14 protein-coding genes are annotated in these 14,009 nt (G+C 68.0%); 2 read left to right on the top strand and 12 right to left on the bottom strand.

Annotation, left to right across the window (positions count from 1 at the left end; translation table 11 throughout):
• A partial coding sequence (locus tag AC14A7_RS00225) for a CDP-glycerol glycerophosphotransferase family protein (RefSeq protein ID WP_484005828.1) occupies positions 1-1,553 on the top strand: 1,553 nt, incomplete at its 5' end.
• Between the two features lie 44 nt (positions 1,554-1,597).
• Here AC14A7_RS00225 and AC14A7_RS00220 read toward each other — a convergent pair.
• From AC14A7_RS00220 to AC14A7_RS00205, 4 genes are all read right to left on the bottom strand, one after another.
• Positions 1,598-2,647 carry a glycosyltransferase family 2 protein gene (locus AC14A7_RS00220; protein ID WP_484005826.1) on the bottom strand — a complete coding sequence of 350 codons (1,050 nt, stop codon included), beginning with the start codon at positions 2,645-2,647 and terminating at the stop codon, positions 1,598-1,600.
• Positions 2,644-4,239, bottom strand: coding sequence for a S1C family serine protease (locus tag AC14A7_RS00215; protein WP_484005824.1), 1,596 nt, complete (start codon positions 4,237-4,239; stop codon positions 2,644-2,646). Before AC14A7_RS00215 ends, AC14A7_RS00220 begins: the two co-directional genes overlap by 4 nt.
• Before the next feature lie 97 nt (positions 4,240-4,336).
• Positions 4,337-4,981: a PKD domain-containing protein gene (locus AC14A7_RS00210; RefSeq protein ID WP_484005823.1), complete on the bottom strand. Its 645-nt coding sequence runs from the start codon at positions 4,979-4,981 to the stop codon at positions 4,337-4,339.
• 143 nt (positions 4,982-5,124) lie between these two features.
• Positions 5,125-5,709: a hypothetical protein gene (locus AC14A7_RS00205; protein WP_484005821.1), complete on the bottom strand. Its 585-nt coding sequence runs from the start codon at positions 5,707-5,709 to the stop codon at positions 5,125-5,127.
• A 36-nt stretch (positions 5,710-5,745) separates the two neighbouring features.
• On the opposite strand from AC14A7_RS00205, the gene AC14A7_RS00200 reads away from it, so the two are divergent.
• Entirely contained in the window at positions 5,746-6,942 is a 1,197-nt protein-coding gene (locus AC14A7_RS00200) for a pyridoxal phosphate-dependent aminotransferase (protein ID WP_484005819.1), read from the top strand.
• Between the two features lie 23 nt (positions 6,943-6,965).
• On the opposite strand, the gene AC14A7_RS00195 is transcribed toward AC14A7_RS00200, so the two are convergent.
• The 8 genes from AC14A7_RS00195 to AC14A7_RS00160 are packed head-to-tail and all read right to left on the bottom strand — an operon-like array spanning position 6,966 to position 13,981.
• On the bottom strand, positions 6,966-8,717 hold the full coding sequence (locus tag AC14A7_RS00195; protein ID WP_484005817.1) for a sensor histidine kinase: 1,752 nt from the start codon (positions 8,715-8,717) through the stop codon (positions 6,966-6,968).
• Positions 8,714-9,124, bottom strand: a complete 411-nt coding sequence (locus AC14A7_RS00190) for a response regulator (RefSeq protein ID WP_484005816.1) — start codon at positions 9,122-9,124, stop codon at positions 8,714-8,716. Before AC14A7_RS00190 ends, AC14A7_RS00195 begins: the two co-directional genes overlap by 4 nt.
• Positions 9,121-9,489, bottom strand: a complete 369-nt coding sequence (locus AC14A7_RS00185) for a response regulator (protein WP_484005815.1) — start codon at positions 9,487-9,489, stop codon at positions 9,121-9,123. Before AC14A7_RS00185 ends, AC14A7_RS00190 begins: the two co-directional genes overlap by 4 nt.
• Positions 9,486-9,701 (bottom strand): hypothetical protein, encoded by a 216-nt coding sequence (locus tag AC14A7_RS00180; protein WP_484005814.1) that lies wholly within the window; start codon positions 9,699-9,701, stop codon positions 9,486-9,488. The genes AC14A7_RS00185 and AC14A7_RS00180 overlap by 4 nt, the downstream gene beginning before the upstream one ends.
• Entirely contained in the window at positions 9,698-11,197 is a 1,500-nt protein-coding gene (locus AC14A7_RS00175; RefSeq protein WP_484005812.1) for a glycosyltransferase family 2 protein, read from the bottom strand. Before AC14A7_RS00175 ends, AC14A7_RS00180 begins: the two co-directional genes overlap by 4 nt.
• Positions 11,194-11,925, bottom strand: coding sequence for a PHP domain-containing protein (locus AC14A7_RS00170; RefSeq protein WP_484005810.1), 732 nt, complete (start codon positions 11,923-11,925; stop codon positions 11,194-11,196). The genes AC14A7_RS00175 and AC14A7_RS00170 overlap by 4 nt, the downstream gene beginning before the upstream one ends.
• Complete coding sequence (locus AC14A7_RS00165) at positions 11,925-12,923, bottom strand: ATP-grasp domain-containing protein (RefSeq protein ID WP_484005809.1); 999 nt, start codon at positions 12,921-12,923, stop codon at positions 11,925-11,927. The genes AC14A7_RS00170 and AC14A7_RS00165 overlap by 1 nt, the downstream gene beginning before the upstream one ends.
• Positions 12,920-13,981 carry a response regulator gene (locus AC14A7_RS00160; protein ID WP_484005807.1) on the bottom strand — a complete coding sequence of 354 codons (1,062 nt, stop codon included), beginning with the start codon at positions 13,979-13,981 and terminating at the stop codon, positions 12,920-12,922. The genes AC14A7_RS00165 and AC14A7_RS00160 overlap by 4 nt, the downstream gene beginning before the upstream one ends.
• Positions 13,982-14,009: the final 28 nt, after the last annotated feature.

The following is a 14,009-nucleotide window of genomic DNA, read 5'->3' as shown; positions in this document are numbered from 1 at the left end:
ATGCTGCAAGAGTGTACGAGGCGATCATCACCCGACGCAAAGGAGCGAGCATGAGCGTTCATACTGCCGCGCCTGTGCCGTCGGCGACGCCCCATGACACCGCCTCCATCGAGGATGACGCGACCATAGCCATCGGCGGTGCCATAGGCGATTCGACGCCCGTCATCGCCATGCTGCGCGGAGCCCGGGTCGAGCTGACCGCCCCTGTCACCGTGGCCGACGGGCGCTGGAGCGCGCGCGTTCCGCTCACAGCCGAGCGGTGGGGCAGCGCCCCGCTGCCCGCGCCGTCGGGGCGATACGAGCTCGAGCTGCTCGACGCCATGGGTGTCGTGCTTCGCACCACTCTCGCCCCGACCGCGCGACTGCTGGTCGGCCAGATGCGCGTCGAGGTGGATGGCGCGGTCGTCACCCTCTCCCCTCCCCTGCGTGACGACGAGGTCGGCCCTGCCAACCAGGCGCGGCTCGAGTCGGAGTATCGCTCTCGCACCCCGGCGCCCGCCGATGCGGTGTTCTTCGAGAGCTTCTACGGCCAGAACGCCTCGTGCAACCCGCGAGCCATCGACACGGCGCTCGCACGGCTGCACCCATCGACCACGCGCTACTGGAGCGTCGTCGACGCCTCCGTCGCTGTGCCCGACGGCGCGATCGCCATCGTCGAGGGCAGTCGGGAGTGGTGGGCCGCACGCGGAGACGCGCGCCTGCTCGTTGTCAACGACTGGCTTCGCAAGCGCTGGAAGAAACGGAAACACCAGACCGTGCTGCAGACGTGGCACGGCACCATGCTCAAGAAGATCGCGAACGACCGGCCGGGACAGGGGCTGCGCGCCCGCGTGGCGAGCGTGCTCGAGAGCCGCCGGTGGGACGTCATGCTGGCCCAGAACGAGCACAGCACCAGAATCTTCCGCCGGTCCTACGGGTTCCGCGGACCGGTGTGGGAGGTCGGCTACCCGCGCGACGACGTGCTCGCGCTGCCCGATGGCGCCGCCATCCGCGCTCGACTCGGCATCGCCGCCGACACCACCATCGTGCTCTACGCGCCGACCTGGCGCGACGACCGGCTCGAGCACATCGACCACCTCGATGTCGCGGCCTTCACCGACGCGCTCGGCCCCGGCCACGTCACGCTCATCCGCGGACACTCCCGCACGCTGCGTCCCGGGCGCGACGTGCGCGCGAGCAACGTCATCGACGTCACCGGCTATCCCGACGTCGCCGACCTCTTCCTCATCGCCGACGCGCTCATCACCGACTACTCCTCCGTCATGTTCGACTTCTCCGTCACCGGCAAGCCGATCTTCTTCTACACGCCGGATCTCTCGCACTACGGGGAGCAGCTGCGCGGCTTCTACTTCGACCTGCTCGAGGTCGCACCCGGTCCCGTCGTCTCGCAGGCGGGCGACCTCGTCGACCTGGTTCTCAACCGGGATGCCGCTGCCGCGGAGTACGCAGAGCGCTACGCCGCCTGGCGCGCCCGCTTCAACCCGCACGACGACGGACACGCGGCAGAGCGCGTCGTCGAGCGGCTGGTAGCCCGCGGGGCGATCCGGCCGTAGTGGCTGCCGCGGCTAGTTCTCGGTGTGGCTAGTTCTCGGTGTGGCTAGTTCTCGGTGCGACTGGTGTCGACGGTGCCTCGCGCGCCGCGCAGCAGCCCGATGATGAAGCCGGTGCCCCACATGATGTGCATGGTGGGCAGCACGACGATGAACGAGAGTCGCTCTGCCCAGGTGGGCGCCCGATCGGCAACGAGGGCGAGCCAGAGCACGAGCAGCACGTAGCTGATCGGGCCGAGGTAGAAGAACGAGAAGGCGATCGTCCACCATCCATTGACGATCGGTGAGACCTGCAGCGCGAAGAGCACGATGCTGCCGATGATCGAGCCGACGAGCATGGGCGGGATGAAGAAGCGCCAGGGGTTGCGGCCCTTGTAGCGGCGCACGAGCTCTCCGCGCCAGATGCCGGTGGCGAGAAACTGGCGGCCGAGCTTGGTCCAGCTCTCGCGCGGCCAGTAGGTGACGGTCAGCGCCGGGTCGAACCACACGGTGTGGCCGGCAGCGCGAATGCGGAGGTTGAGCTCCCAGTCCTCTCCGCGTTTGAGCGACTCGTCGAACAGGCCGACCTCATCGAGCACGGAGCGACGAAACACGCCGAGGTAGGCCGACTCGGCCTCGCTCTCCTCTGCGCCACCGTGGTAACGGGCGCCGCCGAGGCCGAACTTGCTGTTGTAGCCCCGCGCCGCCGCCGACTGGAACGGCGTCTTGCCACGGGCGAGCATGATGCCGCCGACGTTCGCTGCGCCGGTGCGCTGAAGGGTCGCGACGGCGTGGCTGGTGTACTCGAGCTCGAGCTCCGAGTGAGCGTCGACCCGCACGATGATGGGGTGGCCGCTGGCGCGAATGGCCAGGTTGAGGCCGACCGGGATGTCGGTCGCCGGGTTGTGCACGACGGTGATGCGCGGATCGGCTGCCGCAAGCCTCTCGACGAGCTCTGTCGTGCCGTCGGTCGATGGGCCGAGGGCGAGAATGACCTCTTTCGCCCCGGCGTAGTCCTGTGCGAGAACCGTGACGATCGCGCTTTCGACGTACCGAGCCTCATTGAGCACGGGCATGACATATGAGACACGGGGAAGGGCGCCTGCAGAAGCGGTCATGCTGTCCAATGCTTGAAGAAAGGGTGTGCCGAGCCTACCAGCCGACATGCGAGAGGCCCCGGAGCGTGTGGTCCGGGGCCTCTCGCTCGGTGCGTTTGTTCGAACTTGAGGGTGCCCAGCGTGAGCGTCACCTCGTCGCTCTTGCCGCCGCGCACGTAGGTGACGGTTGCCTTGGATCCTGCAGCATGAGCACGAATCTGCGCGGTGAGGTCGGAGGCACCGGTGATGCGGATGCCGTCGACCTCGGTGATTACGTCACCGACGCGAAGCCCCGCCTGCTCGGCAGCACCACCGGAGACCAGCTCCTTGATGCTTGCGCCGACGACGCCGCTGTCGGCGGCATCCTCGTCGTCGGTGACATCGAGGACGCTCGCCCCGAGAAGGCCGTGGGTCGCAGCGCCGGTGTCGATGATCTCGCCGGCGATGCGCTTGGCGAGGTTCGACGGGATGGCGAAGCCGACCCCGATGCTGCCGCTCGAGCCGCTGCTCGAACCAGCGGTGGCGATCGCGACGTTGATGCCGATGAGACGACCGTCGCCATCGAGCAGCGCGCCACCCGAGTTGCCGGGGTTGATGGCGGCGTCGGTCTGGATGACGGCCAGGCTGATCGTTGCGCTCGACGAGCTCGGCGTCTGCTGCGGCTGACCTGGCACGTCGAACTGCCAGAAGTCGAACGGGCTCTGCGGGTCGTTCTGGTCGGGTGCCTGCTCGCCGTCGTTGGTGTCGGGAACCGCCGACGAGGCGATCGTGATGCTGCGGTTGAGCGAGCTGATGATGCCGTCGGTGACTGTTCCCGCCAGACCCAGCGGGGCACCGATGGCGATCGCCGTGTCGCCGACGTTGAGCTTGTCGGAGTCGGCGAACTCGACCGGGCTCAGGTTGTCGGCGTCGATCTTGATGACGGCGAGGTCGGCGATGGGGTCGGTGCCGACGATGGTCGCGTCGAAGAGCCGACCGTCGTTGGTCGCCACCTGCACGTCGGGGTTGGAGGTTGCCCCCTCGAGCGTCACGACGTGCGTGTTGGTGAGGATGTAGCCGTCTTTGTCGAGGATGACGCCAGACCCGGATCCGCCTGACTGGCCGTCGCGCACTGAGATGGTGACGACCGATGCCGCGGACTTGACCGCCACCGCGGTCGTGTTCGTCGCGTTGCCCGGGTCGTTCACCGTGACGGTGGTCGGGCTCGCCGACTCGCTGCTCGGCGCCTGCTGGTTGGCCGACACGGCGAAGTAGGTCACACCGGCACCAGACGCGCCTCCCACGAGGGCGGCGACGGCGATAGCGGCGATGACACCGACAGGTCGACGGGATGCGCCGGGCTCGGTCTTCACAGCGGCTGGCGCTCCGGCGCTCGGCGGTGCACCTGCTGCTGACGGGGCGGACGGTGCCGTGGCGGTCTGTGGCGTCGCGGCCGGCGGTGTGGTGGTCGTCGGCGCGGTGGTCGTCGGCTGAGCGGCGTCAGCTGCGACGGCACTCTGCGCGCCGGTGGGGGCAGCTGCAGGGGCCGCTTTTGCTGCGGACGCGGCCAGCGCGGCCGCTCGCTTCTCCGCCGCGGTGGGGCGGGATGCGGAGGTGTCGGGTGTCTCGGTCAATGGGTGCTCCTTCCAGCTCCTACAGCTTCTGCCGCAAATCTATGCGTGCGATGCAGACGTGCTGTGAGCAGGCTTTGTCATGGCCGGAGCGTGGCTCCTAACATCCCGGTCCGCCCGGGCTGACGGTGCAGTCGCGCTCGACGAGCACCGTTTTGGCTCCTCCAACTGTAGCCACGAGGCGGTTGGCTGGCAGCCAGAGCGTGCCCGGGATCGTGCCCCAGCTGCCGCCGTTGAACGTGTACTCGACGCGGTACCCGACCGAGAGGTCGATGTAGTACGTGCCTGCTCGGTTGTAGACGTGGCTCGTCGGCGTCGCATCGAACTCGCGGATGCCGAGGGCGGCCCACGTGCCACCCCGCGTCGACCGCGTGACCGAGCTGCCATCCCCGTACTGCCAGTTCCACCGGATGGGGGTGAACCGCACGGATGCCGGAAGGCCGAGCAGGGTGCCGTCGACAACTTGCGGGGCCCCGGTCGCGTAGAAGTTGGCGTCGAGCCCGACGACGAACCAGCCGTTGGGCTCCATGTGGTCGACCTCCGGCGCCGGTCGAAATGCAGCGATGTCGTCGAGCGTCGGCGTGAGCACGACCACGCCCCACTCCTGGCAGCGCGGGGCCGGGAGCGTGCAGACGGGTGCCGGGGGTGCGGCTGGCTGGGAAGACCCGCCGGAGCCGTTGCTGCCACCGCCCCCGTTGTTGCCGCTGCCGTTGCCGTTGCCGCCGGGTTGGCTGCCGGTGAGCACTGCTTCGCCGCCGTTGATCGTAGAACAAGACGGATTGCCGTCGCGAAGTTCCTGCTGGGAACAGGCGCTCCGTGCCGCCCACGCGGACGGCGCTGGGCTCAAAGGGAGCCAAATGATCGTGAGGAGGACAACGACCAAGACGGTCAATTTGCGCAATAGTCTTCTCCAGTCCATTGCTCGATCTCAGACACGAGCAACTGGGATCTCTCTCCTAGGTCAAATGTGACGGTCACAGGCCATCTAGTTCGACGGGCTGGATCTGAAACCAGCGCGCCTGTCGAGTCAAATACCCGCACATTCCCAAAGTCCTCGCAGGCATACATAACGATCACCGCGGTAACGGCATACCCGCTCAGGTCGGAGCTTTGGAGTGAAGCCGAGTCAAAAGTGGTCGCGCCCTCGCTGTGTCGTCCCTCGGAGACGTAGTTGGCGAATCCAGTCAGGTCGTCTCTCAGAGCGACGCCAGTCGCAACCTCCTCGTGTCGATCTGGATTACTGCCTCCTTCGGAGAAGATGAGGTCCGCCACTGCAAGATACGAGCTGAAGGCCTCCTCCGCCGCCGCCAGTGCTTCCTCCTCCGAGGCGAAGAGTGGGGTGGAGCTTGGCTCCGGCTGGGGCACGACGATCGGGTCGTCTGGCTGGCATCCGGTCAGGGTCAGCACGACGAGACCGGCAAGGAGCAGCGCAGAGATTCGCATTCGAAAAAGGTAATGGACGCCCGTGCTCACGGCACGACCTTTCCACAGTCGCTACCCTTGCCAATCATGACGACCCCCGGATCCTGGCAGCGAACCGCACGCGGGGCGATGCTCCTCGGCGACGACGGGCAGCTTCGCCCGACGATCTTCGCCGAGATGTCTGCCCTCGCCATCTCGACCGGCGCCATCAACCTCGGGCAGGGCTTTCCTGACGAAGACGGCCCGGCAGAGGTGCTCGACGCAGCCCGCCAGGCGATCAGCGACGGCCTCAACCAGTATCCGCCTGGCATCGGCATGCCGGTGCTGCGCGAGGCGATCGCGACGCACCAGGAGCGCTTCTACGGCATCCGGGTCGACGCCGCCACCGAGGTGCTCGTCACGGCGGGCGCCACCGAGGCTCTCGCCGCGACGATCCTCGCCCTCACCGAGCCCGGCGACGAGGTGGTCACCCTCGAGCCGTTCTACGACGCCTACGCGGCGGTCATCGCGCTGGCAGGGGCGAAGCACGTGACCGTGCCGCTGCTCGCCCCCGACTTTCAGCCAGACCTCGATGCGCTGCGTGACGCGATCACCGATCACACCCGCCTCATCCTCATCAACAACCCCCACAACCCGACGGGATCGGTGCTGCCGCCATCGACACTCCGGCTGGTCATCGAGCTCGCGCAGCAGCACGGGGCGACGATCGTGACCGACGAGGTCTACGAGCATCTCGTGTTCTCCGGCGCGAGCCACACGCCGATCGCGAGCCTTCCCGGCGGCTGGGAGCGCACCGTCACCATCTCGAGCGGCGGCAAGACGTTCAGCACCACCGGCTGGAAGATCGGATGGATCACGGCGCCAGCGAGCCTCATCCAGCCGATCCTCGCGGTCAAGCAGTTTCTGACCTTCGTCAACGGCGCACCGTTTCAACCCGCGATCGCGGTCGGACTCGGTCTCTCTGACGCATTCTTCGCGGATGCCGCAGCCACTCTCGAGGCAAAGCGCGACCTGCTGTCGGCCGGCCTTCGATCCGCGGGCTTCGCCGTCGGAGCCCCGCAGGGCGGATACTTTGTTGTCGCCGACGCCGCACCGCTCGGCTACGACGACGCAGCCGACCTCTGCCGCCGGCTGCCGGCCCTCGCTGGCGTTGTCGGCGTTCCGCTCAGCGCGTTCATCCTGCCCGACCACCGCGCCGACACGGCGTCGCTCGTTCGGTTCGCATTCTGCAAGCGCGAGTCGGTGCTGCGGGAGGCCGTCGAGCGCCTCGGGCAGCTCGGCTAGCCTCGATCCGCTCGCTGCGCGGCCTAGATCGGGATGGCGGTCGCGACGGGCAGCTTCATGATGAAGTGCGTTCCGACGCCGACCTCGCTCTCGACGGTCAGCTCGCCGTGGTGGGCGATAACGATCGCGCGCGTGATGGAGAGGCCGAGGCCGACACCGGGAACGGCGGCGCGGGTGGCCGTCGAGGCACGGAAGAACCGGGCGAAGAGCTTGTCGAGCTCGTCCTCTGGAATGCCCATGCCGGTGTCGGAGACAGTGATGACCGCCTTGCCGTCGATGACCTCGAGGCTCACCGTCACGGAGCCGCCTCTCGGCGTGAACTTGATCGCGTTCGAGATGAGGTTGTCGCAGGCCTGGCCGAGTCGCTGGGCGTCGCCGAGCACCAGGAGCGGCGCCTTCGGGCCGTGCCAGGTGAGCGTGACATCGGCGGTCGCGGCGTTCGGCAGTGCCGATTCGACGGATGCCGCGAGAATCGGTGCGACCTCGATCGCCGAGGTGTCGAGGCTGAACGTGCTCGACCCGACCTGCGCCGTGAAGAGAAGATCGCCGACAAGGCGAAGCAACCGGTGCGCATTGCGCTCTGCGACGCCGAGATACTGCACCTGCTCGTCGGAGAGCGGGTTCTCCTCGTCGTCGCGCATGAGCTCGAGGTAGCCGAGGATCGAGCTGAGCGGCGTGCGCAGCTCGTGCGAGATGAGGCCGACGAACTCGTCTTTGAGCCGGGAGACCTCGAGCGCCTGGGTGACGTCGGTTGCCACGAAGATGTAGCCGACCGTTGCGCCATGCTCGTCGACACGGCGGGTGACCGCCACCTCGACCGTGAGACTCGTCTCGTCGGCCCGCACGTACGTCCACTGCCGCACCTCGGGCTTGCCGAGGCGAGCCGACTCGACGAGGGCAGAGAAGCCGGGGTTGAGCACCGTCTCCCCCGGAGGGTAGTTGAGCTCCTTGGAGCGCAACAGCAGCTCGTCGAGCACGTGGAACTCGTGCACGTATCGACGGCCCTGGGCCTGGCTGGCCTTGAGGCCGAGCATCTTCTCTGCTCCGGGGTTCCAGACGTCGATGAGGCCCGTCACGTCGCTGCCGATGACGGACTGCTCTGTGACGGCATCCAGCACGCTGCGGGTGAGGCGGTCGGCCGCGCGCAGTCGCTCCTCGTTCTCGCTGAGCCGCTCCGCGTAGTCGACGGCGCCGCGGAGCATGACGTCGCGTTCCTCCGCAAGCTCGTTGATAGAGCGCACGCGCCTGGCCGACTGCCGGGAGATGGTGTTGACGATTGCGGCGGCCACGGCGAAGGTCACGGGGGTGACGACGCCGCGAAGCCAGTCGGTCGGGGTCTGCGGAACGATGCCGCCGATAGTGAAGGGCAGCGTCAGGGCGAGGGAGGTGCCGATGGCCGCGAAGAAGACGTAGCGGATGCCCGGCTGCACCGCGATCCACAGCACCGGCAGGATGATAAGCCCGCCGAACAGCGACGTGACCGAGCCGGTGCCGAGACGGAACAAGCCGATCGCGAAGAGGTCGACGAAGGGGATGATGAGGGCGAGGCCGGCCAGCCGGGTGTTGAACGTGAACAGCACCGACAGCACCGTCGCGAAGCCGACGCCCGCGACGCCAGCCCAGGCCGGGCCGGCGTCGGTGAAGTCGACGCCCGGCACGAGAAGCACAAGGAGCACAGCCGCGACGAAGATGATCGTCGTCGGTGCCTGCTTGACGATGGGCGACGGGGCGTCGACGAACACATGGCGGTCGAAGAACGCCCGGAGGCGGCTCACGCGGGCGGCGGCGCCGCCGGCGCCTCAATGAGAGCCACGATCTGGGCTGCCAGCGTGCGGGGGCTGAACGGCTTGGTCATGTAGGCGTCGGCGCCGGCCGCGAAGCCAGCGTCGACGGCGGTCTGGTCGACCGCGGCAGACAGCAGGAAGATGGTCGAGCCGGCCAGCTCCTCGTCCTCGCGCATGGCGCGGGTGATCTCGAGACCCGTCATGCCCGGCATCGACACATCGAGCAGTGCGATGTCTGGACGGTGCTCCTTGATGCTCGCCAGAGCACTCGTGCCGTTCGCCTCGGAGGCGAGCAGCACGAGGCCGGCTCTGCCGACAGCAATCGTGGTGAGGGCGAGGATATCGGGGTCGTCATCTGCGATCACAACCGTGAGTCCTGCCGCGCTTCTGTCGCTCATGCTGCCTTCCATCTCGGTACTGTTGCCTCCAGCGCCTGTCGTACGTGTGAGCTCGTCACCGGTTTCGGCATGACGACGTGTCCTTCTGGGTAGTGCTCCTCGCCGAGCACCGAGGTGATCGCGATCGCGCACCCCGGGTGCTGGGTGCGCAGGTGGGCGGCGAGCTCCCAGCCGTCCATGCCGGGGAGCACAAGGTCGATGACGGTGAGGTCTGGCACCGCGTCGTCCCAGGCGAGCATGGCATCCTTCGCCGTTCCTGCGACCGAGACAGCGCACCCGGCGCGCTCGAAGTAGGTGCGCAGCAGCTGCAGTTGGTCGTCGCTGTCATCGACGATGAGCACGCGCACGGGATTCAGGTCACTCATACGAAGAACAGCTGCCTAACGGTGATGAGCGCGGCCACGACAGCGAACGCGATGAGCGCCTTGGGAATGAGGCTGTACTCGTAGCGGCGGTTGGAGTCGATCTCGGCCTGGATGAAGGCGTCGCCTGGATCACGGATGTCGTCGACGACTCCGGCAGCCCCGGAATGTCGGGCCGGCGAGGTGCCTCCACCGTGCAGCGCATTGGTTCTCACTGGGTGACCCTCCCCGTCTTCTCCGTCTTGTCCCACTTCGCCTCGGCGTGGCGGGCCTCCTTGATGTATGAATCGAAGGTTATCGCGCAAAGCAGGGAACCGTAGCCCGACAGGTAGATAAGTACCGGAGTGAGCACTGGTCCGGCCCACGTCTTCTCCACCCGGCGGGCCGCCCATGCCCCCACCATCGAGAAGGGGATCCAGATGTAGATCGCGGCTGTCAGCGCGAACTCCCCGCTCTCTGTCAGCGAGAGCCCGAACAGGTGGGGCACGTAGACCATGACGAGATTCGGGAAGAACGCGGTGAGCATGACGAGCATCGACAGGATGCCGGGGAAGGTCAGCAGTTCGCGCCAGCTGCTCAGCGCCAGCCGCGAATCGAGCTGCGCACCATACGCGAGGATGAAGATGAAGGTCGCCGCCGCCGAGATCCACAGGATCTGGAAGGTCGTCGCCGCCAGCTCGCTGCGCATGAACAACAGACCGAGCAGGCCGATCGACGACAGGATCATCGCAACGGGCAGCAGCCAGATGCTGAACCACACGATTCCGAACGAGAACGACCCGAGACCGTGCACGCGTGACGGCCGGAACCAGATCTTGCGGTACCGCGAGGTCACGGTGACGTTGCCGCGGGCCCAGCGCAGGCGCTGCTTCCACAGCGCGTCGACCGATCCCGGCTCCTCTGCCAGCACGACGGCCAGCGGCTCGAAGACGACCTCACGCCCGCCCAGCTGCGTCTCGAAGGTGGTGATGGTGTCCTCGGCGAGGGAGGACGTGTCGATGCGCCCGCCGATCGCCAGGAGGTTCTCGCGGGTGTGCAGCTGCGCGCCGCCGGCGAGACAGGCCTGGGCCCCGAGCACGTTCTGGGCACGCCGGGCGGCCGGCTGGGAGAGGATGTACTCCAGCCCGATGAAGCGCGTCAGATAGTTCTTGTCGCGGCTTCCCTCGCGGATGTACGCGGAGACGGATCCGACCTTCGGGTCGGCGAGGTGGCGCGTCATGCGGCGCAGCGAGTTCGGCTCGTAGATGACGTCGGCGTCCATGATGAGGAGGGCCTCCATCCACTCCTCCTCCAGCACTCGCGCGATGCCGTGGTTGAGCGTGTGGGCCTTGCCCTCTCCGCCCTTCTCGCGGCGCAGGTGGAAGACGTTGCCGGGGTAGAGCGCCGCCTTCGCGAGCACGACGTCGGGGGTGTCGTCGGTGCTCGCATCGTCGACCACATAGACCCGCAGCTTCTCGCGGGGGTACTCGAGCGCCATGAGCCGCTCGATCGACTGCCCGATAACCGCGCCCTCGTTCCACGCCGGCACGACGATGGCGACGCGAGGGAAGTATGGTGCCGCACGCTTGTAGTGGTTCTTGACCGCGTGAAACGGGATGGCAAGAAAGGCGACAGCGGCAGAGAGCACCGGGATGGCCCCCGTGCCGACGAGAACGAGCAGGAACACCTGCAGCGCCCCGGTGCCGATCTCGCCCCAGTTGAGCTCGTTCATCGCCCCGCCACCTCGTCGAGCAGCAGTGCTGCGACTGCGTCATAGCGGCCGACGTCGCTGGCCACGTGGCTGTCGGTTGCCGCCACGATCGTGGCACCGGCGGCACGGGCGGCACGGATGACGCGAACGCCCGGGCACCCCCACTTCTCGTTGACCTCGACGAGCGTCGATGACTCCGCGACGGCGGCAGCCCACCGCACGAGCTGCTCGTGGCTGAGGTCGTCCTCGGCGAGGCCGACCTTGGGAAGGATCGAGAACGGATGCGCGAGCTGCGATCCGGGGAAGGCGCGCACGGCCCCGACGTAGCCGTCGATGAGCAGGTCGAGGGCGTCGGCAACGGCGAGTCCGGCCCGCAGCCGCTCCATCGTGGACTCCGGCGACCATGGGCCGTCGGTACCGGGAAACTGGTGGTCGGCGATGACGACCGCGTCGATGCCGCCATCGCCGACGACGAGGTCGGGCGGCAGGTCGAGGGTGCCTGCGGCATCCATGATCTTGGTCTCGACCCCGGTGAGCACGGTCAGGCCGGCTGGGACGGGCTCGGCTGCGACGGCGGCGAGGAACTCCGGAACCCAGGTGGTCGAGGCACGCACGTGGTCGATGAGCCGGATGGTGGTGAGGCCAGCGGAGGCTGCCGCGGCGATGTTCTCTGCGATGGTCGACACCGCGTCATCGGAGAAGGTCGAGTGCACGTGGTAGTCGCCGTGCAGTTCAGAGAGCGACACCATCAGCCCTCCTCGCTGTGTGCCGCGTTCTCCGACAGGAGTATCTCGCTCGGCTCCACGAAGACGTCTTCGAGGTAGCGCACATTGGCGAGTTCGCGGAACGGGACGGTGTCGGGTACGTCCAGTCCGAGGGCGAGGTCGAGGGCGAGAGAGGGCATGTCGACGCCAGCGGCGATCGTCAGCGGCATCGCGCCGGGGAACCGGGGGTTCACCTCGAGCAGTGCCGGCGTGCCTGCGGTATCGCGGCGCAGCTGCACGTTGGCGACCCCGGTGAGGCCGATCGCGCTGGCGACGGCTGCGGCGGTTGACTCGAGCACTGAGTCGCGAACGGTGCGACCAGCGATGGACACACCGGAGTCGACGCGGGTGCGGGTTCGTGGCACCGCCGCCATGACGTGCCCGTCGGCGTTGGCGATGACGTCGACGGAGTACTCCTCGCCGGGCAGGTGCTCCTGCGCGATGAGGCTCTGGTCGTCGCCGAGGGCGGCGAGCTCGTCGTGGGAGTGCACGAGGCGTACTCCGCGCGATCCGGCTCCGCTGCGGGGCTTCACGATGATGGGGAACGACCACTCCTCTGCGAGGGCGGCCGGGCCGACGAGGTGCGTCATGGGGGTGCGCAGCAGCGGGGAGCAGCGAACGACGAGGGCGAACTTGTCGAGGCAGGTCTCGAGGGTGTCGAGGCTCGGAGCGGCAAGCACGGCACCGAGCTCGTCGCGACGGCGCGCGAGTGGCGGCAGTTCTACGTCGACGGTGGAGAAGAGCACGTCGATGGCGTCGCTCGCGCAGAGCGCGATGAGCTCGTCCACGAATTCCGGGGCCTTGCCGGGCGGCACGATGCGGCGGCGCTCGGCAGCAACGAGGTAGAGGCCGCTTGCCCAGCCGTCCATGTCGGCGGCGTACACCTCGACGCCGTCGCGAGCGAGCAGCGACCGGATGACGGCGACGCCTGCTGGTCCTCCTGCCCCCGTCACGAGAACGCGCGTGGCGCCGCTGCCGGTCATGCCGACGACCCCTGCGCTGCGGCCGAGGTGGCCACCGGTCGCACCGGAGACGACATGTCGGCCGTCTCGCGGAGGATCTCGAGCGGCTCGACGCTCGTGCCGCCGCCGTAGCGGCCCCAGTACCGCGCCGTGGCGAGCACGAACTCCGGGTCGAGATAGCCGCGGATCTCGGCCTGCGAGCGGAAGCAGTCGATGAGGGCCAGCTTGGCATCGGTGAATCCGTCGATCGACACGAACCGCGTCGGGCGGAAGTCGACGGTCGACGACGGGCTCTGGAAGCACGCGACGGTGCGAACGGTGCGCGTGGCGACGAGGGTGGCCTCGTGCACCGCACGGTGATCCTGATGGCGGTCGTGGATGCTGTGGGTGTACACGATGGTGGGGTTCACCTCGCTGACAATGCGCTCGATGATCGACACTGTCGGGCCCGTGTTGGCGATCTCCGTGTCGACGAGGTCTTCGAGGAAGAGGCGTGCGCCCAGCAGCTCTGCGGAGGCGAGGGACTCGCCCTGCCGGTCGTCTGGCTCTCCGCCACGGCCGCCGCGAGACAGGGTGAGCACCGTGACGCTGTCTCCGGCCGCTCGGTGGGCGGCGAGTATTCCGCCGACGCCGATCTCCACGTCATCAGGGTGCGCCCCGACCGCGAGCACGTGCTCTCGCGCTCCGGCGAGGGCACGACTGGCGCGCCCGTCGGCGGCAAGGCGGTGCACGACTTTGACGAGCTCGACCGCGCCAACCGGCTTGGTGAGAAACTCGTCGGCCTGGGCGCGGAGCGCGGCCACTGCGTAGTCGACCGAGACGTGGGCCGTCATCACCACGATGGGAAGGTCTGGCTGCTCTGCCCTGATCTGCTCCATGAGCTGGAGGCCGGTCATGCCAGGCATCTCGATGTCGGTGACGACGACATCGGGCTTGAACTCGGCGACGAGCGCGCGGGCAGCAAATGGATCTGCGGTCACCCGCACGACACACTCGCCGCGCTTCTCCAGCACGGTACGCGTGTACTCGGCCACATCGAGATCATCCTCGACGACGACCACGCGGTAGGCGTCGGTCACGGTGCACCCTCCCCCAGGCTCCTGTGCC

This window comes from Conyzicola sp. (assembly GCF_057073975.1).
This window is presented reverse-complemented; position numbering and strand designations above follow the sequence as displayed.

What these genes read in the sequence shown, in the direction of transcription:
- AC14A7_RS00220 (WP_484005826.1), bottom strand. Translation starts at nt 2,647, where the DNA reads ATGACCGCTTCTGCAGGCGCCCTTCCCCGTGTCTCATATGTCATGCCC.
- AC14A7_RS00200 (WP_484005819.1), top strand. Translation starts at nt 5,746, where the DNA reads ATGACGACCCCCGGATCCTGGCAGCGAACCGCACGCGGGGCGATGCTC.
- AC14A7_RS00190 (WP_484005816.1), bottom strand. Translation starts at nt 9,124, where the DNA reads ATGAGCGACAGAAGCGCGGCAGGACTCACGGTTGTGATCGCAGATGAC.
- AC14A7_RS00185 (WP_484005815.1), bottom strand. Translation starts at nt 9,489, where the DNA reads ATGAGTGACCTGAATCCCGTGCGCGTGCTCATCGTCGATGACAGCGAC.
- AC14A7_RS00175 (WP_484005812.1), bottom strand. Translation starts at nt 11,197, where the DNA reads ATGAACGAGCTCAACTGGGGCGAGATCGGCACCGGGGCGCTGCAGGTG.
- AC14A7_RS00170 (WP_484005810.1), bottom strand. Translation starts at nt 11,925, where the DNA reads ATGGTGTCGCTCTCTGAACTGCACGGCGACTACCACGTGCACTCGACC.
- AC14A7_RS00165 (WP_484005809.1), bottom strand. Translation starts at nt 12,923, where the DNA reads ATGACCGGCAGCGGCGCCACGCGCGTTCTCGTGACGGGGGCAGGAGGA.